The sequence below is a fragment of the Thalassospira sp. genome (genome assembly GCF_030690045.1).
GTDB lineage: Bacteria > Pseudomonadota > Alphaproteobacteria > Rhodospirillales > Thalassospiraceae > Thalassospira.
Window position 1 is genome coordinate 29,791 of sequence record NZ_JAUYHK010000020.1, and the last position, 22,483, is coordinate 52,273.

Here is a 22,483-nt window from a genome sequence, read left to right on the forward strand (position 1 = left end):
ACGCAAATTTATCGCGGATTAATATCTGCAATGTTAGTAAATCTAACATTTATGTTCGTGATTTGCGCTATGACTCCCTGAGGAAGCGCCTTACCCAATGAGAGTGCCGGGCACATTTGATGTGCAGTGGTAGCCATGCTTTGGGAGGCTGGGAGTGACTGAGCTTAACTTAAAAAATATCAAGAAATCATATGGGGATTTTGACGTCCTCAAGGATATTAACCGGAGCATTCCTCACGGAACTTTCTTTACGCTTCTGGGGCCCAGCGGATGTGGAAAGACCACGCTTTTGCGTGTGGTGGCGGGTTTTGTGTCGCCGTCATCCGGGGCAGTTCATTTCGGTCAGCAAGATGTAACGCATACGGCACCGCACCTTCGTGAGATTGGCATGGTGTTTCAGGATTACGCGCTGTTTCCTGACAAGTCGGTCTTTGACAACGTGGCGTATGGATTGCGGGCACGCAAGAAATCAGAAAGAGACATCAGAAACAAAGTTCCCGAGTATCTGGAAAAAGTTGGGCTGGAAGGTTTTGGCCATCGATTGCCAGCGGAGATGAGTGGCGGCCAGCGTCAACGTGTGGCGCTGGCGCGTGCACTGATTGTTGAGCCGCGGGTTTTGCTGATGGATGAGCCTCTTTCCAACCTTGATGCATCTCTTAGGGTGCAGATGCGCGACGTTATCCGCTCGCTTCAACTTGAGACCAATACCACAACGATTTTTGTGACCCATGACCAGGAAGAAGCCCTGGCAATGTCTGATCAGATTGCTGTCATGAAAGATGGCCGTATTGATCAGTGTGGGGCACCGGATGACGTCTATCGAAATCCCCAGACTGCCTATGTTTCAAGTTTCGTTGGGTCGGCTAATTTGCTGCCGGCGCGCTATCTGGGGCAAGAAGAAAACGGCATTGATACCTATGAAGTAAACGGTACGCGGGTTAGTGGACGAACCATGTCCAAGGCAGACGATGGTCGCTATCTAATGGTGGCACGTCCCGAGAATCTTGGAATTCGGAAATTCTCCGGTCCTGCTGGCGCAGGTGAATTGAACGGCCATATTCAAACCCTGCAATTCCAAGGGTATCGAACCAGTTTTCACGTGGTGCTTGAAAATGGTGCTGACGTCTATGTCGAAACATTCGGGGAAACCACGGGGCATGCGACTGCCCGTGGAGACGAGGTAACAATCTCGTTCAATGAGAAATGTCTCTTCGTACCGGAGGCTTCGAGATGAACCGTTTCCTGCCGTGGGGGCTTTTGAGTCTTGTCTCTTTGGTCTTCTTGAGTGTCTTTGTGGCATATCCAATTCTCGGTGTGCTTCTTAGAAGTTTTCTTGGGGAGACCGGGGGCTTCTCACTTAACGGATTCCTGATTTTTCTGACCAAAGGACAGTACCTTGAAGCCTTGTTCAATTCGGTCCTGCTTGGTGTCACTGTAACATTCACCTGTTCAGTGGTCGGTGTCTTTCTGGCTTTCATTGTCGCCAGATACGAGATCCCGTTTGGCAGCATTATCTTTTTGTTGCCCTTGTCCATTTTGATTATTCCAGAGCTCATCTCCGCCCAATCATGGATCATGGTTTTGGGCAATAACGGGTTGGTTACCAACCTGTTCAAGGCCATAGGGATTCCATTTCCGCGTTTTTACGGCTGGCTTGGCCTGATTTACGTGATGACGCTGACGTTTTACGTCCATATTTTCCTCGCGGCCCTGGCGGCCCTGCAAGGGTTTGATCACAATCTCGAAGAAGCTGGGCTGAGCTTGGGTACGACACCCTTGAAAACGTACTTCAAGGTTGTTTTCCCGGCGATCATGCCTGCGGTCCTGTCGGCGGGATTGATCGTTTTCACTCTTGTTGTTGGCAATTTCGCGATTTCGATCACGTTGGGGCAACGTGTTCCCCTGTTGTCTGTGATGACGTATCGCAGCTTCATCAGTGAGTTGGGTGGAAACCCGACGATGCAGTCTACCTTGGCGACCGTATCGATTCTGTTAGTGGTGGCTGTTTTGTTCCTGCAAAAGCGGTATATCAGCAAGCGCAATTATCAGATGGTCGCCGGGCGAACACCGCCTCGCAAGAAGCTAAAGGGCTGGAAATCGTTTCTTGCATCGGGTGGTGCCGGCCTGATCATCGTTCTGTCCTTGTTGCCTGCGCTGGTCGTGTTGATTGGCTCCTTTACCTATTCACGTGGTCCGGTGATGTATTGGGGTGAGTTTACGCTGAGCAACTATGCACGGATTTGGGACTTCAATATGGGGGTGATTTTCAACTCCCTGAAGTTTGCCTCTCTGGCTTCGGCGTTGGGTGTGATCTTTGCGACACTGGTTTCCTACCTTCTGGTCAAGAAGCGGAATGTTCTAAGTACGAGCCTTGATTACCTGCTTCTGTTGCCTTTGACCATTTCCGGCACTGTTCTGGGGATTGCGTTGGCCCATGGGTTTAATTCGGGACCACTGGTGTTGACGGGAACCGCGGGTCTGATGGTTCTGGCAATGATGCTGCGCCGGCTGCCTTTTGGTGTTCGGAATGCCGCGTCAAACCTGCACAGTATTTCCGATTCCATCGAAGAAGCATCGGTCAGTCTTGGTGTTCCTCCGGTACGTACGGTTTTTAATGTCGTGTTGCCATTGATGGCGCCGGGGATTGCAGCCGCCGCGATTTTAACCTGGGTGACGACTGTCGCCGAGCTCAGCGCAAGCGTTGTGATCTATCAGGCGGGGCAGGAAACCCTGCCGATCCAGATTTTCCGACTTATCAGCAGTGACTTGATGGCCCGTGCGTCTGCATTCGGCGTCATCAATATGCTCATCATCCTCGTGCCGGTCTTCTTTGGCATCAAGGTGATGAAAGTGAAGCTTTTTTCATCTTAACAACCAGGGAGAATATGATGAAAACCGCGTTATTCAGGCTAACAGCAATAGCTACTCTTTTGATATCTGGGGAAGCGATTTCTGGCGACGTCAATCTTTATACCTCGAACAGTGAAGACTCTGTGGCAATGGCCCTTGATGTGATCCGCGAAGAGGCGCCGGACATCAAAGTCAACGTTATTGCTGGCGGCTCTGGATCATTGCTACGCCGCATTGAAGCAGAGAAAGAGTCAACCGTTGCCGATCTTTTCTGGAGTAGCGGTTTTTCAACACTGGCTGGCTTTTCGAACCTGTTTGCACAATATGAGTCTCCTGCTGTTGAGAGTCTGATGCCAGCCTTGCAGGCCAAGGATGATCCATGGACCGGAACAAATACCCATGTGATGGTTCTGATGATTAATGGTGATGTTCTTGAGGGAGATGCCCCGGCAACCTGGCAGGACATCATGAATGTAAAATGGCAAGGCAAGGTCACCATGGCCGATCCTGCCAACTCCAGTTCAGCCTATGCCCAGTTGTATGGCATTTACACAATGTATGGCGAAGAAGGCGTAACGCAGCTTGCCAGCATTGTGGAAACGCAAGGCAGTACCAGTGGCGTATACAAGGCTGTTGCACAGGGTGAATATCCCGTCGGCATGACGATGGAATATGCTGTTCAACGGTATGTTGCCGGTGGGCAAGAAGAAATCAGTCTGGTTTATCCGAAAGACGGCACGTTCTTGTCACCGGAAGGTTTGGCCCTGATTGCCAATGGGCCGAACCCGGATGATGCGAAACGGGTTTATGATCTGCTGCTTTCCAAGCGGGTGCAGGAAGAACTGGTTGGCCTTACGCTGAGACGCCCGTCCCGAGACGATCTGGACGAAGCGATCAAAAATAGCGGTTTGCCGCTAATGGGGGACCTCAAAATTATTGATGTTGATCAAGTTAAAGCAGGCGCTGATCGCGACATGCTTTTGGATCTCTGGGCCAAGGCCCGGGGGTGATGAGCTCTCCCTTTACTCGGGAGCCGGTTTATCCGGCTCCCACTTTTCCTAAATACAGAGGACAATAATATGGGCATCCTGTCAGCAAAGCTGTCGGCAGTGAAACCTTCACAAACAAAGGCAATGACGGCGCTGGCCGCGTCGATGCGTGCCGAAGGGAAAACGATCATTACCCTGAGTCAGGGTGAGCCGGATTTCAAAACACCAGATCATATATCGCGGGCGGCGATCAAAGCCATTGAGGCCGGGCATACCAAATACACAGCAGTTGCCGGTATTACACCGCTTCGCGAGGCGATTATTCGCAAGTTCCAACGCGAAAACGGCCTTAACTTCACGGTCGATCAGATAACTGTCGGATGTGGTGCCAAACAGCTTTTGTATAACGCACTTGTTGCCTCTCTGGACGAAGGCGATGAAGTCGTATTTCCAACGCCATGCTGGGTTTCCTACCCTGAAATGGTGAAGCTGGCTGGTGGGGTTCCGGTTGCTGTGGAAACCGACGTAAAAGACAGATTTATCATGCAGCCGGGGGCTCTTCGAGCGGCGATTACACCGAAAACAAAATGGCTCATGCTAAATTCCCCGTCTAACCCGACGGGGGCGGTTTACTCTCGTCAGGATCTTGAGAAACTGGCGGAGGTTCTTCGTGATTTCCCAGATGTATGGGTGCTTGCGGACGATATTTATGAGCACCTTGTTTATGATGAGACAGAATTCTACACGATGGTAGAAGTTGCGCCTGATTTGGCATCACGTACATTGACGGTGAACGGGGTCTCCAAATCCTACGCCATGACAGGGTGGCGTGTTGGTTATGCCGGCGGACCGTCAGAACTGATCAAGGCTATGAATACTGTTCAAGGCCAGTCCACATCGCACACATGTTCCATTGCCCAGTATGCAGCAATCGAAGCCCTGGATGGAGACCAAAGCTTCATGGGCGGCTTTCGCGATGCGTTCAAAAAGCGTCGGGATCTGGTTGTTGGTATGCTCAATAACATCCCCGGTCTGACATGCGATACCCCCCAGGGTGCCTTCTATGTGTTTGTCGGATGTCAGGAGCTTCTTGGATCAGTAACACCGTCACAACAACGTCTCGAGACGGATATGGATTTTGCGATGTACCTGCTGGAAGAAGCCGGGGTCGCCGTTGTCCCGGGGTCTGGTTTTCTGGCCGACGGGTTTGTTCGCATTTCATATGCCTCCTCCGAAGAAGAGTTGAAAAAGGCATGCGTCGCGATTGGTGACGCTGTGGCGAAATTATCCCGTGCTTATGCAGGTTGACGTCTGAAAAGGTTAAAAATGATGCGAGAAACATCCAAGAATTTGCGCGAAATTGTGGCATCGGGAGGAATGGCAAGGGTGATGGCGGCACATGATCCCTTGTCAGCCATGCTGGTAGAAGAAGCGGGATTTGATGGTATTTGGGCCAGCGGGTTTGAGTTCTCCGCTGCCATGGGGCTGGCAGACGTTTCCCTGATATCCATGGCGGAGCATTTGACCAACATGCGTAACATGGCTGCGCGGATATCATTGCCCATTGTTGCAGACGTTGACACCGGATATGGCAATGCAATCAATGTCCTGCATACGGTAGAGCAATATGAAGCAGCCGGTGCGGCAGCAGTGGTGATCGAGGACAAGATGTTCCCGAAAGTCACCTCGTTGGTTGCTGGTGGCAGGCAGGACCTTTTGCCGATTGCGGAGTTTCAGGGGAAAATCGAAGCAGCGGTTAGTGCGCGAAAAGATCCGGATTTTCTGATAATAGCGCGGGTAGAAGCATTGATTGCGGGCCGTGGTGAAAGCGAAGCACTTGAACGCGCTCGTGCCTACGAAGCGGCTGGCGCGGACTTGATTCTTGTGCATTCCAAGCAAAAAACACCCGATGAGATCGAAAGTTTTGTCAGGAACTGGGATGGTAGCGTTCCGATTGTCATCGTCCCAACGGCCTATCCGGAGATGACCGAATCACGCGCCAAGGCCCTGCAAAAGATTGGTATTCTTATTTACGGTAACCATGCCATTCGGGCTGCTGTAACCGGGATGCAGCAGGTCTTCGCGCGTATTATCAAGGATGGTGGTATTCAGAACGCCAACGAAGATATCGTACCTGTCTCAGAGATTTTCCGGCTTCAACGCATGGATCAGGTCAAGGAAAACGAGGCGAGATTCCTGCGTTAGACATTTCAGGCCGGATGGTCTGTTCGTGAGGGCTTTCCGGCCTAACTTCTTATGAAGCGCTTGGAAGGAAGAAATGAGAATACTGGCATTTAGCGACCTGCATCGTAATCAGGAAATCGCGCGTCAAATTGTTCGTGAAAGCTGTGCCGCCGATATTCTGGTGGGGGCCGGGGATTTTGCAATGCGGGGTATTGGGCTGAGGGATACGCTGGATATTCTTGCCAGTGCAGATGCCCCGCTATTGGCGGTGTCTGGCAATCACGATTCCTTTGACGAACTTCAGGCAATCTGCGGCGCAGTGCCAAACTTTACACTGCTTGATGGTGCAGGGGTCAACATCAAGGGACATGAGTTTTATGGCATCAGCCGAGAAATTCCTTTTCAGAAAGATGCTCTCTGGAGTGAGTCGTATAGTGAGGAGCAGGCGAGTAACTTGCTGGCAGGTTGTCCGACAGGTGCGGTTTTGATTTCACACTCGCCCCCCTATGGTGTCGTGGATTTTCAGGCAGACGGACGGCATGAAGGAAGCGAAGCGTTGCTTAGAACCGTGCGGGATAAAAAGCCACGGGTGCATCTTTGCGGGCATATCCATCATTGCATCGGCATGCATGAATATGTCGGACAGACCAAAGTGATGAATTTGGGTCCCACGATAAACTGGATTGAACTATAGGCTGTTTTCGTCTTGGTCAGGGTCTCCTTACTGTGGTCGAGAAATTAATCTTGGCGCCAAGCTTTTCTAATTCTGTCCAATATTCGGGGAATGTTTTGGCAACACATTCGGGATCGAGGATTTGAATGCCGCCAACTTGCAATCCTGCCAGTGCAAAGCTCATTGCAATACGATGGTCTGAAAAGCTGTTTATTTGGCAGGGGTGTGTTTGCCCGATCAGTCCGGGGTTTCCATGTATAAGCAGAGCATCACCATCAACAGACGATAATCCCGGGTTGATGCGGTTTAGTCCCTCGTTTATTGCGTAAATTCGGTCGCATTCTTTGACCCGCAAATTGGAAATGCCTGTGAACCGGACCGGGGAGTTGTTGAATGCAGCCAAGACCGCCAATGTAGGAATGGCATCCTGCATTTGGTCTCCATTAATTTCAGCGGGCATTTGTGGAAATTTTTGGATAATGGGGTATGCGGCTGCATCCGGTTGGGAAAGTTCAGCCGGTGACGTTCCTATTGCAATATTTCCATTTGATAGTTTTTCCGCTGCCCAGAAATAGGTTGCGGCGGATGCATCAGGCTCTATGTGGTAGTTGCATGCACTGTATGGTTTGTTGGAGATCGTGATGATGTCACGGTCCTGCCAGTTTATCGAAGCTCCAAAAGCCTTCATGACGGAGGTGGTAATATCCAGGTATCCACGCGCACCAATTTCGCCACCCATAATCTTGATGGTGGTCGGGCAGGTCGCCATCGGGGCAATCATCATCAAGGCGGATATGTATTGGCTTGATAACGTGCCATTAACCTCAATCTTTCCGCCAGGAAAAGTGCCGACACCTTTGATAACGCATGGCGGGCATCCGGTTTCACACCGTGCGTCGATCCCTAATGTATTTAAAGATGCGATCAGCTGCGCGATTGGTCGTTTTTGCATGTGTTTGTCACCATCCAAAACGACGCTGCCGTCGGCAAGAGCTGCTGCCGCCGTCAGGAACCGCATGGCGGTTCCTGCATTCCCGAGCATTAAGGGTTTTGAGGGGGAATGTAGTTTTCCGGTCGCGACCACTTCGATGTTGGTTTCCCCTGTTCGCTGCACCGTTACACCAAATTCATTCAGTGCCTTCATCATGTAGATTGTATCATCGCTGAACAATGCGCCTGACAACTTGCTTGTGCCACAGGACAGTGCTGCAGTCAGAAGAGCCCGGTTTGTGATCGATTTGGAACCCGGAACCGTGACAGCACCATGCATTGGCTGATTTATGGGGGTGATTGTCGCTATGGTGCGGGGGAGCATGTGTTTTCTCTGGTTCCGGAAAAGGTTGGTGAAACGTCCGATGCGACCAGTTTATTAGGAAAAAATTGCCGCTTTATACAGAACAATGTACTCACCCAATCGTTAGAAGAATTAACGGAGAGCGCGATGAGACGGTTGCCGCCATTGAAGGCTTTACATGCTTTTGAAGTTGCTGCCAGGCACGAGAGTGTTACGAAAGCGGCAAACGAACTAAATGTTAGCCACAGTGCTGTCAGCCAGCAAATCAAAGCGCTTGAGCATCACTTCAATCAAAAGCTGTTTCAGAAGAAAGGGAACGGCATTGAGCTGACGCCAAAGGCGCGAAATTATCTGCAAGATATCAAGCAGAGTTTTGATCTGATTGCTGTTGCGTCAGAAAACCTTGCTAACTCCGGTGTTCTCAATCGTGTACGCGTAAATGCGACGCCGACATTCTCTGTGCAATGGCTTTTGCCGCGGGTTGCCGAGTTTCAGCGCGCATACCCCAGGATCGAGGTCCGGACGGAGACTTCAACAACTGATGAACTCAAAAAAGAGTATGAGAACAACGACGTCATCATCAGAAGATACCCGATGAAGCATACGGGGATGGAATGTGTTCGCTTGCTTGATGACGAAACGATCGCAGTGGCTTCTCCCTCTTTGCTGAAAAACAGGATTTTGATTGAACCATCTGAACTACTTGAGTTTAACCTTCTGCATATCAAAAGCAGGATCTCCGCGTGGCCACATTGGTTTCGCAAGGCCAGCATAGAATCCAGTCAAACACTCAAAGGGCAGGTTTTTGATCATATCTTCCTGAGCATTACAGCGGCCAAAAATGGTGCTGGTATCTCTCTTGCTCCGAAGGTACTGGTCGAACAGGAACTTAAGGAGGAAAGGTTGATCAACCTTTTCCCTGAAATTGTTGTTGTTGGGTCCGGTTTCTATGCGCTTTATGACAAGGAAAACCGGAGCATCCGAAACATTGAAAGTTTGCTCGACTGGCTCAAGATTAAAGACACAAGCGCAAATCCTGAAGAGCAAGACATTGAATGGGAATTGTATTCCTAAGCCTGAAAATCCGATTTTGGAAAAATGTCATCTTTTCTGGCAATGGAAAATGTTAAGTAATTGATTTATCGACAATCCCAACGCCACTTTTTATGGTTCCTGACATCAAACATGCAATAATGCTCTAAATCGTTGAGTCTGAATGGGGCCGAGATTCTGTCTGTTTAGCTCGGAATAAAGACGTATCATCGCCCTCGGGATCAAACATCTGCGGACAAAGCCCTATACCCCTAAGAAAGGCTGAACGCTTCATTCAGACTGCTTTGCGCGCGGCCTCGCGCACCGCACTTGGCGTTTCCCCGGTCATTTTCTTGAAGGCCAGATTAAAAGTCGATTTCGAGTTGAACCCGACACTGAGCGCGATGTCCAAAATCGTCCGGTCGGGCTCCAGTAGCAGAACCGCGCGGGCTTCGGCAATGCGCGCCCGATTGACGAAATCAAAAAAGCTCTGCCCGACATGGTGGTTAAGGACATAAGACAGCTGATTGGGGGTCAATCCAACCGCACGAGCGAGCTTGGATCGCGAGACCATCGGATCAAGCAGGATATCGCCACACTTTTGAATATCCTTAAGCTGGGCAAGTGCGCGATTGGCCTCGTCTTCGTCAAGCAGCGGACGGACCGTTGGTTCGGGTTCCGGACGGGGCGGGTCATTTTCATGATCCCGTGTCATGCCGGGAGCTTCTGAGCGTTTGCTGACCGGTCTGGCGGCCGCGTCATCGAAATCGGTCGGCCAGTCAGCCATGACAAACAAGGCCGGTTTGGCGGCGATTTCATAGCTCATGGCGAACAGAACCGCGACAAAAGCGATTTCGGTGCCAAACATCTCGGTATCATGGGGCAAATAAAGGCTGACGATCCGGTCAACGACAACCGTCACAAAAACAAACATCAACCCGCCGAGAATAACACCCAGCCAGCGGCGCATGATATTACGATCTGCCCCGAGCTGTTCCTGTGTCTGGCGAAAATAACGACAGCTCACCCCCCAGAGCAGCGCAATATAAAGCGAGATCTGAATAAAGATCGCCGTCCAGCAAAACCCACCGATAACATCACTGGCCCTGTATCCGTCTGACCAGACAACAGTATTGTTGCTATCATGTGTGATCGCCCAGCCAATCAGGTTCAGGACCAGCAATGGCAGGATGAAGTGAACCCATGGCTGGCGGGATGGACGTCCCGAAATTTCACAGAAGTACAGATATATCGCCGGTGCAATCACATAATTGATCGGATCAAAGAACAAATCAAAAATCTGCCCGAGATCGGCAGACACGAATTGTTCAAGAACGTCTTCGATAAGGTTGATGGCAATCGTGGCGATGAAAAGGATCATCCAGCGGTTTGCACCAAAGGCGCGTGCCCCTTCGGACCGCAGGATAAGGCATAGGAAAACCGCCTGAGCCACTCCGATCACAGCAACCGTGATGCTTACGTAATCCGTCCAACCGGTCATTCCGGCATGCTCCTGATCCTGATTTTCGATATCTGGTGAATTGCAAACTATCTGTATCGTTTCAATAGGCATAATCGGACACAGAAGGTGTCCGATTATGTACAAACGGACGCAAACCCGTGCAAGTTTCGTCAGCTTGGATATTTAGGACCGTGACGACGCCGCGCGCCCGTCCGAAGATGGCACCACCAGCGCCGAATCAGATGTGAAAAGTGTTAATGGCGCAGACAAACCGCATGCGAGTGTGCACACCATTACCAGCAAGGTGGTCGGCCACGTCGATTATCTGCGCATTTTCGGGCGTACCGAGGTGGTCATTTCCGTATGCTGTTCGGGTAAGCTTAGGCCAAGATGGTTGCTCATCTGACCTTCAGTTGGCAGCAGGACAATTGGCTTGCCGTGCCGACATGCAGCTTGGAATTCAGGCAGCCTTGGTGGGTATGCCGCCAGACGTAGTCTATGAGCAGAGAAATGAAACAATCAACCCCGATCAGCAGGTGCAACGAGTAGCTTAATTTACGCCAGACCCTGTCCAGCCGATCGAGAATAGCTCAGAAATTCGGAGAGGCTATCATTAACAAAATTTAATGTGTCAGCAACCCTGAGAAAAGCCGGAATCCTTTATCCTTTGTTTTGTTGTTAAAACCAAACGAAAGGAAAATAGATATGGCTCCCATTACATCCACAGCAAAATCAATAATCGTTGCCACAGGAATTTTCCTTATCTTGTATGTTTCTTCGGCAAGTTCTGCCGATAATCATATGCTTAGTAAAATGCTTCAGAAAATTGAACAAACCCATAATGCAAGGACCTACAAAATTGAGGCGGCAGAATATAAAGGTCGGCAGGTTTATGAAATTGAGACACTGCGTAACGGTGATTTTTATGAATCTTTTATAGATCCGCAAAGCGGCCAAATTCTCTCAGATGAAAAGGAGGAAACAATGTTTTGGACTCCTTTAAGTGACGATCAAAAACGGGCTTTCGAGCAGACAAAAATATCTCTGTGGCAGGCTATAGAAGCAGTTTCCGAAAAAAAGAACTCGCCAATTGAAGAAGCAAGTTTTCAAATTGATAACAATAATAGCTATTTCGAAATCATTTTTGAAGACGGTGCAAAATATCTCATAGATGGCATGTCCGGTGATCTGCAATAGATTTAGCTTAAAATGAAAGAAGGCGAGGTTTTGTTGCGCATTTTAGTTGTAGAAGATGATGAAAGTGTTCGGTCTTATATCCTGAAAGGATTAAGGGAGCACGGCCATGCCGCAGAGGAGGCGGACTCTGGCCGTGATGGTCTATTTATGGCGACAACAGAAGAATTTGACGCCATTGTTCTGGATCGCATGCTTCCTGCACCGGATGGAATAAGGATCCTAAAAACACTACGCGCCAGTGGAATCCAAACCCCTGTGTTGATTTTAAGCGCATTGGGGGATGTTGATGATCGCGTGGACGGGTTAAAGGCCGGCGGAGATGATTACCTGGTTAAGCCGTTTCAGTTTTCCGAATTGATGGCACGGCTTGAGGTCATTGCCAAACGCCATAACCCTAGACAGTCAGCAGATACCATACTTAAGGTCGCGGATCTGGAATTGGACTTGCTGAAACATAAAGTCACCAAGAACGGCCAGGCCATAGAATTTCAACCACGTGAATTTCGTTTGCTGGAATATATCATGCGGAATAGAGGTAAATTGGTGACACGCACAATGCTGCTGGAACAGGTTTGGGACTATCATTTCGCTCCGGAAACCAACGTGATAGATGTACATGTCAGCCGCATTCGCAGCAAGATTGATGATAAAGGAAAAGCATCCTTTATAGAAACGGTGCGCGGATCTGGCTATATTTTTAGAGAAAATTAGGGCGTTTTATGCAAATCGGCGCATGGATTAGCAATGTTCGCAATTTGGCCATTCTTTATATGGGCGTATTGATCATTGCTGCTTGTGTGGTAGGCGGATTTTTGTATATCACTTATTATGGAAATAATTATGCGGAAACACAAACCGCGTTAAATATCGATATTTACGGTTTTATTGATGTTTATGACTTCTCTGAAAATCCAGAGGTGGCACTTCGTAGGGCCGTTGAACGGCGCCTGGAAAGCCGGGATATCAGCAGCTTTTATTTACTAAGTGATCAAAACGGAAACCGCATAACCGGCAACCTGCATACAGTGCCTGGCGTTATGGAAGATAAAGACGGCGATTTTGTTCTTTTTGATATCCCTTATAGTGATGTGACTGGCAATGCACCGGAGCAAAAGGATGCATTTTTTCCGCATTATGATGTTATAGCCAAAACGATCACCGTGGGTGACGGTATGAGCCTGCTTGTCGGGCGCGATGTTGACGCGTTTCAAACACTTGAAATCGCTATTATGGGGGTGATCTGGATTACAATTGCCTTGGTTTGCATGATGGCGCTTATCGGGTTTTTGATGGGAGCCATGATTTTGAAGCGCATGCGCTTGATTCATCAAGCAGCAGATGCGGTTATTGAAACAGGCAGGCTTTCTGCGCGTATTCCCGCTGAACATGCAACGGGCGACTTTAAGCCGCTTGCCGATACTTTTAATACCATGTTGGAGCGCATTGAAGACTTGGTCGCAGGCATACGGCAAGTTTCAGACAATATTGCTCATGATCTACGCACTCCCTTAACACGATTAAATCATCATATCGAGACTCTCAAAAAAGGAGAGGGCGATGTTAGTATTGATGATATCGCTGATGAAACTAACCATATTATTAAAACTTTTAATGCTCTTTTGAGAATTGCCAATATAGAACATGGAAATCGGCGTTCATCATTTGGAATTGTTGATCTGAGATCACTTTTAAATGATTTATATGAATATTATATGCTTTTGGCGCAGAAAAAAAATATTACACTGAATATAGATTTACCTGAATTTATCCCTAATATAATGGGAGATAAGGATATGCTGTTTCAGGTTTTTTCCAATATTATTGAAAATTCGATGAAATTTACTCCTGAGGACGGCATTATTACGATTCAGGCTCTCAATAAGGATGAAAAAATACACATCGTATTAACAGATACAGGATCTGGCATCCCTGATGAAGACAAGGCAAAAGTGTTTCGGCGCTTCTACCGCGCTGAAGCCAGTCGCCATACACCTGGAAGCGGCCTTGGATTGGCGCTTGCAAAGGCCGTTATAGATTTACATAAAGCGCAAATTTTTCTGGAAGACCATATTCCCTGTGGCTTATCTGTTACAGTGGTTTTTTTTAATGTACAGATTCGGAAATTACCTGTCAGTCGCCGCTCCTTGAGGGGTTAGGTTAGCGGCTTTTTTCTCGGTGTCCTCCCCTTCATGTTCCGCCCCGGGTGCGGGCGCTTGGTGTTGTGAGTCTTGAGGAAGATGTCGAGGCCTTCCTGCATCTCCTCCACGCTCTATAGAACTTGGTCTTGCCCATGAGGCGGAAGTGCTCATCCAAGAACATGCGTAGGAAGAGTTCGCAGGGATGCCAATCGGGGCCGCCCGCAATATTCCCGCCCGTTATCGCTGAGCACGGTGTGATCTTCGCGCCGTGGCCCTCGAAGGTGGGAATGACGTCGTTGTTCATGATGTGGGCGGCGGCGACCGGCAGTTTCGGGGTCTAGAGCTTGCCCCAGGCATAGCGCGAGAAGCAGTCGATGGCGGTCTGGAGATAAACCTTCCCGACGCCTCCGAGCGTTCCCACCAGAAAGGTGTCGACGGCCACCAGGTCGATTTTCCTGTCCAAGACGTACAGTAGGTTGTAGCGCGCCTAGGTCCCACATGCCGCCGGAGGAGACCTGGATCTCCTCTGCGCCGGTTCGTGGGCGGTCCGCCGTGGTCCGAGGCTGGGATGGGCGATCGAGCGCCGCCTGTTCGACTTCCTCCGGCACCCGGGTCGGGGGGGGCTTAACTGTCAGGTGAATACGGTCTCAGCTCAGCTTCAACGTTAACAATCGTTAATGTGCTCGCAACGTGTCAGTTAGACGCGATCATCTAAGCTACATTTACTCAATCACCCTTTAAGTATTTTTGGCGGGTGGGAGGCCAACTAACACAATGAAAAGGGATGCTATGAAAAAGCTTATAATAGCTTCGCTCGCGGCTTGTACGGCATTGGGCAGTACCGCAGTGTATGCCGAAGAACGTGGCTCGGGAACTTTCTCATACGAACATGATGAAGAAAAAATGGGAACACGTAACTGGAAAGATTGGGATGTGACCATCGGTATAGCTGGAGAATATGGCCCTGTTTCTCCAGGTATTGATAAAACAGAGTTCGACGTCTTGCCCTATGTCGATATTGAATACAAAGATCGTTTATTTCTGAATTTTGAAAGAGGCTTGGGTGCGTATCTTTTGCGATCAAAGGATGGTCCTGAATATGCTTTGGGTATCGCTGTAGGATATGCCGAAGGTCGGGATGAAGCAGATGCCAGAGCAGAACTGGATGGGCTGGGTGATATCGACGGGGCAGCAGAAGCTGTTTTTTTTGCCGAGGGTGAAATCGGATTTGTTGAAGTCGGGCTTGAGGTCGCAAAAGCTTTTGGCGGCCATGATGGCTTTACTGCCGAACTCTCTGCTGGTGTTGATGCGCCTGTGACAGACCGCTTGTTTGTCGGTGTAGGGCCATTTATCACCTATGCCGATAAGGAGTACACCCGGAGCTTTTACGGTGTATCTGCTTCACAAGCTGCAAATTCTGCGACCTACAGCCAATATGATGCCGATGGTGGCTTTGAAAACTACGGCATTGAATTGGAAGCAAATTACAGAATTACACAGAATTGGTCTGCGACAACCTCTGCCAGCTATACAAGATTGCTAGGCGATGCCAAAGATTCCCCGATTGTTGATAACGAAGGGTTCTTTAGGGTCGGTGTGGGATTGGCCTACACATTCTAATCTAACACTTTTTCATTTGTTCTCATTCGCACTGGAAACCGACTTCATCGACAAGTCGGTTTTCAGGCGCTTGTAGCCGGTTGATAAAGATAAAGAGGGCAAAATTACAAACGTACTTCACTTAAAACATGGAACCTTTCCAAAATATAATAATTTGCTCACCCAATGGTGAGGAAGCATTTTTTAGAATTAAAACATGATATTAAAATATGCGCCATTAGCTATATGTCTCTTACTATTACCGGCATGTTCCGTGATTTCAGCCACGGATCGGCCTGATTTTTCTGCGCACATGCCAGAACATTTCTTTAGTGCCGATGAAAGGGTGAATGCCGGTTCAGTATATTGGTCAGAAAGTTTCAGTGATTCGGTTTTACGAAAGGATATTGAGGCACTTAATACGCAAAGTTCTGAACTCGAAGCAGCCCGTGCACGAGTAGAACAAGCCGCCGCCAGTTATGGTATAGAACGGGCTGATCTGTTCCCTAGCCTTGATGCCACAACTGGTTTTGAACGCAAAAGAGAAAAAGAGGATGGCGGTTCACCGGAGACAAGCAGTGTCATTTCCTTTGGGGGGGCGCTGAATTGGGAATTGGATATCTGGGGGCGTTTGCGTGCAAAAAGAAAAGCGGCAAGCCTCAGCCTTGAAGAACAAAAAGCACTGGTTGATCAAACAGCACTTAATTTAAGCACTGTTTTGGTGGAAAGCTGGATTGCTCATCATACAGCCTCCAAGCTGGAAATGATTTTACAGCAACAAAAAACAACAAATACACAATTTTTAGAGCTTACAGAACTGCGTCTTGAACAAGGGCAAGGAAGCGCACTTGATGTTCTCCAGCAGCGTGGGCGTTTAGCGGCAACCAAACGCGAGATCCCCTCTGTTCAGGCCGATAAGATCAAGGCTGCTAACGCCTATGATGTTTTGCTGGGGCAAATTCCTGATGGACAGTCTTTGCCGCTTGAAATATGGCCGGATGTAAAACCGTTCTCCTCTCTGCCCACCTCCAAAGAACTCATGGAAAGTCGTCCCGATATTCGGGCAGCTTTCCTTGCTCTTTTGGCGGCAGATCAGGATGTTGCCGCAGCGATTGCCGATCGTCTGCCGAAGCTTTCTATCGGACTGAATTACAATATCACAGGCAATACGCTTTCCAATATCGGTGATGGACAAATTGTGAGTTTTACCACCGGTTTGCTTGCACCGATTTTTGATGCTGGGCGGCGCAAAGCCGAAGTATCACGCCGCGAGGCAATCGCTAAAGGAGCCCTGGCAGATCTTGAACAATCCATGCTGGTTGCTGTGCAGGATATTGAGAACGGATTAAGCCGTGAACGGGCATTGTTTAAAGAGAGAACTTTACTGAGCGAAGAAATCTCTATCGCCCAGCAAACCGTGAGCAAAGCCAAGCTGCGTTACGTCAACGGGCAAGAGAATTATTTTAGCGTTCTGAGTGCGCTGGAAAATCTGCAAAACCTGCATAGACGCGAAATTAATCTGCAACGTGACTTGTTGATCAACAGGGCAATAATCTTGAAAGCCTTTGGTGCTCCATGGAATTTAAAAGAAGGGAATATGAGTGAAATACCCGAAACATAAACGCTGGCTTGCACCTGCGATCTTGATTGCAGGTCTGATGATAGCTGTTTTGCTGATGGCTAGTGAAGAAGATGAACTGCCTTCCGGTTTGCTTTCAAAACCGTTGACGGTTGATGTCATAAAAGCGCAACGCAGCACATTACAGCTTGATGTTCCGGCCTGGGGATTGGTAGAGCCGCGCGAACAAGTTGATATTCGTCCGCAAGTTGAAGGCTCTATCGTTTCGGTTTCTGATCATATTGTCGCAGGTGCAGCCATTAAACAGGGGGATGTTTTATTTACCATTGATCCCCGGGATTTTGAAAATCGCTTAGCCGAAGCCAAAGCCACTTATGAACAAGCCATGCAAGCCCTTGAAATTGAAAAGGGACATCAAAATATTGCCCGTGCAGAATATAAATTGCTGCAGCAAAATGACAGCACCATAAGAAGCAATGCTTTAGCCCTTCGGCAGCCACAATTAAAAGAGCGGGAAGCCGTGCTAAGTATAGCAAAAGCGCAATTAAAACAGGCAGAGCTTGATCTCGAACGCACAACGCTTAATGCGCCTTGTGACGGTCAAATCATAAAAGAAAATATCGCTGCCGGACAATATGCGGAAAACGGCACAATTGCACTGAGTATAGCCTGTACAGACAGCTATCATATCACCGCATCTTTCCCCTCTGACTATAGCGTTGATGTTACAAAGCAAAAACACACAATTACAATCAACGACAAGGCGTATCCGGCAACCCTGAAAGCCGTCTTGCCGCAAATTGATCCGGATACGCGACAAAAGCAGGCTTTGGTGTCCGTGACCGATGTGGTCTTGCCGTTAGGATATTATGCTGCCGTAACCCTTCCCGGTCTTGAGTTTCAAAATGTGATCGCTTTACCAAAAACCGCGTTAAGAGAAAATAACACGGTCTGGATTTTAACAGCCGACAATACGCTTGATATTCGTTCAGTGACGCTTGCTGCGCAAAATGACGAACGGATTTTAGTTGCTAACGGGCTGGAAGACGGAGCGCAGGTTATCCTCTCTCATATCGCATCGCCCCTAAAAGGGATGGAGCTTCGCTTACCTGAAATCAAACAGAATCAGGATGAGGCGTTATGAATAGATTTTTAGAAAACATTCTACAGCGTCATGTGATTGCCAATATCTTGATGGCTGTTTTCATTGTCGGCGGCTTGTTAAGCGCACAATCAATCCGTCAGGAAGTTTTACCCACCACCCAATCCAAAACCGTGGAAGTTTCTGTCGCATTTGATGGGGCGCAACCTGCGGAAATTGAAACCGCCATTCTGTTACCAATTGAAAATGCTGTGCGCGGTATGGAAGGTCTTGAAAAGGTTCAGGGGGTTGCACGTGAAGGATTGGGCACTGTCACACTGACGTTGCTTCGGAGTGCCAATCCCGATCAAATGCTGGGTGATATCAAAAATGCGATCGACCGTATCGATACCTTCCCATTGGAGGTAGAAAAACCGGTTGTAAGCATCCCGGTAGAAATTGAGAAAGTTATGTCGCTGATCGTATCTGGTGATCAGCCATTGCTCTGGTTGCGGCAAACGGCAGAAAACATTCGCGATGATCTTCTTACCGAGAAAGGATTAACCAAAGTTCAGCTGGCAGCACCGAGTGAGCAAGAAATCACAGCCGAAATCAGTGAGAAAACGCTACGCGCACATGGTTTATCATTGGAAGATGTTGCCCTCCGCATTCGAGATACAGCGCTGGATTTAGCCGGGGGCACGATTTATACGCCGCAGGCTGATATTGCGCTGCGTACGAATGAGCGCCGCGAATGGGCGCACGAATTTTCAGATATTATAATCAAGGAAACAAAGACAGGCTTACCACTAAGGCTTTCGGATATCGCCACATTACAAGACGGGTTTGGAAACTCTCCGATTGAAGCCTGGTATAACGGCAAACCGGCGATCCAGATTGACATTTTTACAGCCGGAGCAGAAACACCGACCTCAGTTGAAAAAGTTGTCAATGATTACCTGCCTGGCGCCACACAGAGATACAAAGGCGTTTCTTTAGATATTTTTGAAAATGACGCGCAAACGTATCGTGACCGTCTCAGCTTGCTCATTAGTAATGCTTTTTTAGGGCTGGTGCTGGTGATGATTGTGCTTGCGCTTTTCCTCACGCCGCGCCTGGCATTTTGGGTGATGATGGGGATTCCCACCTCGCTTTTAGGCGGGTTGATGCTTTTGCCGCTGTTTGGCGCAACGATTAACGAAATTTCATTATTCGCCTTTATCGTCACCATTGGCGTGGTGGTAGATGATGCCATTATGCTGGGTGAAACCATTCACACCAACCGCAGTAAGGGCATGGATAATTTAAGCGCTGCGGTCGAAGGGCTTAAAGAAATGGGCGTGACGATTTTGCTGGCAGTCAGCACAACCATGCTTGTCTTTATGCCCATGTTTTTTATTCCAAGGCCACTGGGAACGATGATGGAGCAAATACCGGCTGTGGTAGTGTCGGTCTTGCTGGTTTCCCTGATTGAATGCCTTTTTGTTCTCTCAACACATCTGGCACAGGATAACCCCCAACGTCCCTGGCTTAAAACTTTGTCCCGTCCGCAGGAAAGGGTCAATGCATGGCTGGAGAATTTTACCCGCGAAACGTTCCGCCGCTTTGTCCGTGCGACATTGGTACGCCCGATGGCAATATTATGTCTGGCCTTATCCTTATTGTTTATTACGGTTTCTGCAACTGTCAGCGGCATGGTTGGCTTCATTTTTACCCCGCCTGTGCAATCTGACACGGTTATTGCCCATGCAACACTTCCCTATGGTTCACCAAAGTCACAGTCCATTGCCATTCAGGACAAAATGGTCAAGGACGCGCAGGCTGTATTTTCAGAATCAGGCATGAGAACACCCGGCATTTTCTCCTTAATCGGTGCGCGCCTTGATGAAGGAGAAATTGAATCGGAATCTCTGGCTGGATCACATTATATCTCAGCACTGGCCGTTCTGCCGCCCGAAGATGAACGGGTGATAAACGGAATAGAATTTGCGCGTCAATGGCAAGAACGATTTGGCGATCCCGGTGGGCTTGAAGCATTGACCTTTACCGGTGAAACGAACGTAACCGGCGGAGAGCCGATTCAAATGGAGCTTTTCCATCCGGATGAATCTATAGCGCGTGAAGCTGCATTGAAACTAGGTGAACGTATGCGATCAATTGCCGGTCTAACGGCAATTGATGATGGTTTGCGTGCTGGCAAACCTGAATTAAAGATCAAACTCAAAGATAATGCCGTACAAATGGGATTAACGGCAGGTGATATTGCAAGGCAAATCCGGCATCGTTTTTATGGCGCAGAAGCCCTGCGTATTTCTCGAAGCGGTAACGATGTTAAGATGATGGTACGCCTTCCTGAAAAAGAACGTCAGCAACGCAGCGCCCTTGATCATGCGTTGATTAAAACACCTGGCGGATATTTAGTGCCACTAACAGAACTTGTCACAATCACATCCGGACAAAGCACCACTACGCTTGCTCGCCGTGATGGAAAACGCATTTACCCTGTGACAGCCGATATTATGATCGGGGTCAGCGATGATGCGGTGGAGGACGCACTGGAAGATAGTTTGGTTCCGCAAATACTGGCGGAATATCCTGGACTCACAGTTGAATTTGCCGGTGATGAAGAAGAAACCGATGGATCAATGGAGATATTGGGCAACGGGTTTTTGATTACGCTTTGCATTATGTATGCTTTGTTCGCGTTGCGATTTAATTCTTATGTGCAGCCGCTTCTGGTTCTCTCTGTCATTCCGTTTGCGTGTATTGGGGCTGTATGGGGGCATATCCTGATGGGATATGACATTTCCATTATCTCCATCATCGGTATTCTTGCAATGGCCGGGGTGGTGGTGAATGACTCTTTGGTACTGGTTACGGCTTATGACCGTTTTCGCATGCAAGGAGTGCCGCATGTGAGAGCAATCACCGAAGCAACATGTGGCCGTTTGCGTCCCATTCTTCTAACAACCCTGACAACGTGCCTTGGCCTAACACCAATGATGCTTGAAACATCCGAACAAGCGCAATTCCTAATTCCTATGGCTGTTTCGATGACCTTCGGCCTTGCGTTTGGAACGTTTATTGTTCTGTGTTTGATGCCAGTTTTATTGCTGTTGTTTGAGCTGCCTCCCGAGATTCGGACACTGACTGTACAGAGACGGAAATTACCTGTCAGTCGCCGCTCTTGAGGGGTTAGGTTAGCGGCTTTTTCTCGGTGTCCTCCTTGTCGTTTTTCGGTTTCGGCAGACCGTCCATGAAGACGGTGATCGGTGTTCTTCCCTTGCCAAGGAGAGGCGTGAGTCACACCCGTGTCGCTCAGCACTTCGTCGCGCAGTTCTTTTGATAGCTTTCGTCTGATCGACAGGCCTGCATAGCGTTGGATGCGGCCTTCACGTTGCTCGAGGTCGGGCGGGTTGGAAGAGGGATTCCAATGAACCACACCCGATGACACTCTGCGACCACACGTTCGAACGTGCAAGTGTCCAGCCGCCGCCGGGACCCTTCTCGGACCGCGCATAACCGGCTTCTCTGAGCGCCCGATATTGATTTGCTGTGTGATAATATTACGTATCTTTAGATATTACATGAATCAATCGCATGACTGGAAGTTGCCATGTCCACTTTCTCCGATCCCGATACGATTTCTTCCTACGCGGAGATGGCCGAGCGCAATGTTCCCGCCCTCCGCGATCTCCATCGCATGGTGAGCCTGCTTCTTGCCGAGAAGGTTCCAGCCGATGGCCGGATCCTAGTCTTGGGCGCGGGCGGAGGACTGGAACTCAGGGCCATGGCCAGACAGAATCCGGACTGGAGGTTCGACGGGGTTGATCCCTCTCCGCAGATGCTCGATCAGGCACGCGCCGTCACGCATGAATTCACAGACCGCATCACGCTTCACGAAGGCTACATCGAGGACGGGCCCGAAGGTCCCTTCGACGGTGCAACTTGCCTTCTGACGCTACACTTTCTTTCCCAGGAAGAGCGTGTCCGCACTCTGAGGGATATCTGCCGGCGGCTCCACACTGGCGCTCCTCTCGTGATTGTTCACCACAGCTTCGAAAACGACGATGCCGGAAAGGACAAATGGCTCTCACGCTTCGCTACCTACATCGCCACATCTGAGATGGGTGACGCCGGAAACGGCATAAATGTGGAGGCGATGAAGGAACGGCTTCCGGTCCTGTCACCCGAACAGGATGTTTCCACCTTGCTGGAGGCTGGATTCTCGCAGGTCGAACTCTTCTATGCTGCCCTCACGTTCAGGGGCTGGGTGGCGTACCGAACCTGAATATCTGGATGAAAAACGACAAAGCGGCTTCCACTTACCCCGACGATATGGGCATCGAACATCTGCAAGGTGGCGGCCACGTGGCACAAGACAAACGAGCTTACCAAAGCCGAC

The 22,483-nt window shown here is 49.2% G+C and carries 17 protein-coding genes and 1 pseudogene; 15 read left to right on the forward strand and 3 right to left on the reverse strand.

Annotation, left to right across the window (positions count from 1 at the left end):
- Window positions 1-154: 154 nt before the first annotated feature.
- From Q8O73_RS16695 to Q8O73_RS16720, 6 genes are all read left to right on the forward strand, one after another.
- The gene (locus tag Q8O73_RS16695) at window positions 155-1,234 is read left to right on the forward strand and encodes an ABC transporter ATP-binding protein (RefSeq protein WP_305559333.1); all 1,080 of its coding nucleotides are present in this window, start codon (window positions 155-157) and stop codon (window positions 1,232-1,234) included.
- Window positions 1,231-2,871 (forward strand): iron ABC transporter permease, encoded by a 1,641-nt coding sequence (locus tag Q8O73_RS16700; protein WP_305559334.1) that lies wholly within the window; start codon window positions 1,231-1,233, stop codon window positions 2,869-2,871. Before Q8O73_RS16695 ends, Q8O73_RS16700 begins: the two co-directional genes overlap by 4 nt.
- 14 nt (window positions 2,872-2,885) lie before the next feature.
- Window positions 2,886-3,860, forward strand: coding sequence for an extracellular solute-binding protein (locus Q8O73_RS16705; RefSeq protein WP_305559335.1), 975 nt, complete (start codon window positions 2,886-2,888; stop codon window positions 3,858-3,860).
- A gap of 69 nt (window positions 3,861-3,929) precedes the next feature.
- Window positions 3,930-5,147, forward strand: coding sequence for a pyridoxal phosphate-dependent aminotransferase (locus Q8O73_RS16710; protein ID WP_305559336.1), 1,218 nt, complete (start codon window positions 3,930-3,932; stop codon window positions 5,145-5,147).
- An 18-nt stretch (window positions 5,148-5,165) separates the two neighbouring features.
- Window positions 5,166-6,044, forward strand: a complete 879-nt coding sequence (locus Q8O73_RS16715; protein WP_305559337.1) for a phosphonopyruvate hydrolase — start codon at window positions 5,166-5,168, stop codon at window positions 6,042-6,044.
- A 73-nt stretch (window positions 6,045-6,117) separates the two neighbouring features.
- Window positions 6,118-6,717: a metallophosphoesterase gene (locus tag Q8O73_RS16720; RefSeq protein ID WP_305559338.1), complete on the forward strand. Its 600-nt coding sequence runs from the start codon at window positions 6,118-6,120 to the stop codon at window positions 6,715-6,717.
- Window positions 6,718-6,733: 16 nt separating this feature from the next.
- Here the strand turns inward: Q8O73_RS16720 and Q8O73_RS16725 are convergent, their stop codons facing one another.
- On the reverse strand, window positions 6,734-8,011 hold the full coding sequence (locus Q8O73_RS16725) for a 3-phosphoshikimate 1-carboxyvinyltransferase (RefSeq protein WP_305559339.1): 1,278 nt from the start codon (window positions 8,009-8,011) through the stop codon (window positions 6,734-6,736).
- On the opposite strand from Q8O73_RS16725, the gene Q8O73_RS16730 reads away from it, so the two are divergent.
- Window positions 7,961-9,064: a LysR substrate-binding domain-containing protein gene (locus Q8O73_RS16730; RefSeq protein WP_305559340.1), complete on the forward strand. Its 1,104-nt coding sequence runs from the start codon at window positions 7,961-7,963 to the stop codon at window positions 9,062-9,064. The two genes, Q8O73_RS16725 and Q8O73_RS16730, sit on opposite strands and share 51 nt — an antisense overlap.
- A gap of 253 nt (window positions 9,065-9,317) precedes the next feature.
- Here the strand turns inward: Q8O73_RS16730 and Q8O73_RS16735 are convergent, their stop codons facing one another.
- A complete protein-coding gene (locus Q8O73_RS16735; RefSeq protein WP_305559341.1) occupies window positions 9,318-10,523 on the reverse strand; it encodes an AraC family transcriptional regulator in 1,206 nt (401 codons plus the stop codon).
- 666 nt (window positions 10,524-11,189) lie between these two features.
- On the opposite strand from Q8O73_RS16735, the gene Q8O73_RS16740 reads away from it, so the two are divergent.
- From Q8O73_RS16740 to Q8O73_RS16750, 3 genes are read left to right on the forward strand one after another with little or no spacing between them, the layout of a single operon-like run.
- Window positions 11,190-11,681 (forward strand): PepSY domain-containing protein, encoded by a 492-nt coding sequence (locus Q8O73_RS16740; protein ID WP_305559342.1) that lies wholly within the window; start codon window positions 11,190-11,192, stop codon window positions 11,679-11,681.
- 33 nt (window positions 11,682-11,714) lie between these two features.
- Window positions 11,715-12,392 (forward strand): response regulator transcription factor, encoded by a 678-nt coding sequence (locus tag Q8O73_RS16745; RefSeq protein WP_305559459.1) that lies wholly within the window; start codon window positions 11,715-11,717, stop codon window positions 12,390-12,392.
- An 8-nt stretch (window positions 12,393-12,400) separates the two neighbouring features.
- Window positions 12,401-13,837: a HAMP domain-containing sensor histidine kinase gene (locus Q8O73_RS16750; protein ID WP_305559343.1), complete on the forward strand. Its 1,437-nt coding sequence runs from the start codon at window positions 12,401-12,403 to the stop codon at window positions 13,835-13,837.
- On the opposite strand, the pseudogene Q8O73_RS16755 reads toward Q8O73_RS16750, so the two are convergent.
- Window positions 13,834-14,267: pseudogene (locus Q8O73_RS16755) on the reverse strand (IS481 family transposase); the annotation flags it as partial. The gene Q8O73_RS16750 and the pseudogene Q8O73_RS16755 overlap by 4 nt on opposite strands.
- 341 nt (window positions 14,268-14,608) lie before the next feature.
- Between Q8O73_RS16755 and Q8O73_RS16760 the strand changes: the two are divergent.
- From Q8O73_RS16760 to Q8O73_RS16780, 5 genes are all read left to right on the forward strand, one after another.
- Window positions 14,609-15,439 (forward strand): MipA/OmpV family protein, encoded by an 831-nt coding sequence (locus Q8O73_RS16760; protein ID WP_305559344.1) that lies wholly within the window; start codon window positions 14,609-14,611, stop codon window positions 15,437-15,439.
- A 196-nt stretch (window positions 15,440-15,635) separates the two neighbouring features.
- The gene (locus Q8O73_RS16765) at window positions 15,636-17,039 is read left to right on the forward strand and encodes an efflux transporter outer membrane subunit (protein ID WP_305559345.1); all 1,404 of its coding nucleotides are present in this window, start codon (window positions 15,636-15,638) and stop codon (window positions 17,037-17,039) included.
- Complete coding sequence (locus Q8O73_RS16770) at window positions 17,020-18,141, forward strand: efflux RND transporter periplasmic adaptor subunit (protein WP_305559346.1); 1,122 nt, start codon at window positions 17,020-17,022, stop codon at window positions 18,139-18,141. The genes Q8O73_RS16765 and Q8O73_RS16770 overlap by 20 nt, the downstream gene beginning before the upstream one ends.
- On the forward strand, window positions 18,138-21,269 hold the full coding sequence (locus Q8O73_RS16775; protein WP_305559347.1) for an efflux RND transporter permease subunit: 3,132 nt from the start codon (window positions 18,138-18,140) through the stop codon (window positions 21,267-21,269). Before Q8O73_RS16770 ends, Q8O73_RS16775 begins: the two co-directional genes overlap by 4 nt.
- 425 nt (window positions 21,270-21,694) lie before the next feature.
- On the forward strand, window positions 21,695-22,369 hold the full coding sequence (locus Q8O73_RS16780) for a class I SAM-dependent methyltransferase (RefSeq protein ID WP_305559348.1): 675 nt from the start codon (window positions 21,695-21,697) through the stop codon (window positions 22,367-22,369).
- The last annotated feature ends 114 nt before the right edge of the window (window positions 22,370-22,483 follow it).

Bases quoted from the DNA above. Each gene is read 5' to 3' on its own strand.
- Q8O73_RS16700 (WP_305559334.1), top strand. From the start codon at position 1,231: ATGAACCGTTTCCTGCCGTGGGGGCTTTTGAGTCTTGTCTCTTTGGTC.
- Q8O73_RS16705 (WP_305559335.1), top strand. From the start codon at position 2,886: ATGATGAAAACCGCGTTATTCAGGCTAACAGCAATAGCTACTCTTTTG.
- Q8O73_RS16710 (WP_305559336.1), top strand. From the start codon at position 3,930: ATGGGCATCCTGTCAGCAAAGCTGTCGGCAGTGAAACCTTCACAAACA.
- Q8O73_RS16715 (WP_305559337.1), top strand. From the start codon at position 5,166: ATGATGCGAGAAACATCCAAGAATTTGCGCGAAATTGTGGCATCGGGA.
- Q8O73_RS16720 (WP_305559338.1), top strand. From the start codon at position 6,118: ATGAGAATACTGGCATTTAGCGACCTGCATCGTAATCAGGAAATCGCG.
- Q8O73_RS16730 (WP_305559340.1), top strand. From the start codon at position 7,961: ATGCATTGGCTGATTTATGGGGGTGATTGTCGCTATGGTGCGGGGGAG.
- Q8O73_RS16725 (WP_305559339.1), bottom strand. From the start codon at position 8,011: ATGCTCCCCCGCACCATAGCGACAATCACCCCCATAAATCAGCCAATG.
- Q8O73_RS16735 (WP_305559341.1), bottom strand. From the start codon at position 10,523: ATGACCGGTTGGACGGATTACGTAAGCATCACGGTTGCTGTGATCGGA.
- Q8O73_RS16740 (WP_305559342.1), top strand. From the start codon at position 11,190: ATGGCTCCCATTACATCCACAGCAAAATCAATAATCGTTGCCACAGGA.
- Q8O73_RS16750 (WP_305559343.1), top strand. From the start codon at position 12,401: ATGCAAATCGGCGCATGGATTAGCAATGTTCGCAATTTGGCCATTCTT.
- Q8O73_RS16760 (WP_305559344.1), top strand. From the start codon at position 14,609: ATGAAAAAGCTTATAATAGCTTCGCTCGCGGCTTGTACGGCATTGGGC.
- Q8O73_RS16765 (WP_305559345.1), top strand. From the start codon at position 15,636: ATGATATTAAAATATGCGCCATTAGCTATATGTCTCTTACTATTACCG.
- Q8O73_RS16775 (WP_305559347.1), top strand. From the start codon at position 18,138: ATGAATAGATTTTTAGAAAACATTCTACAGCGTCATGTGATTGCCAAT.
- Q8O73_RS16780 (WP_305559348.1), top strand. From the start codon at position 21,695: ATGTCCACTTTCTCCGATCCCGATACGATTTCTTCCTACGCGGAGATG.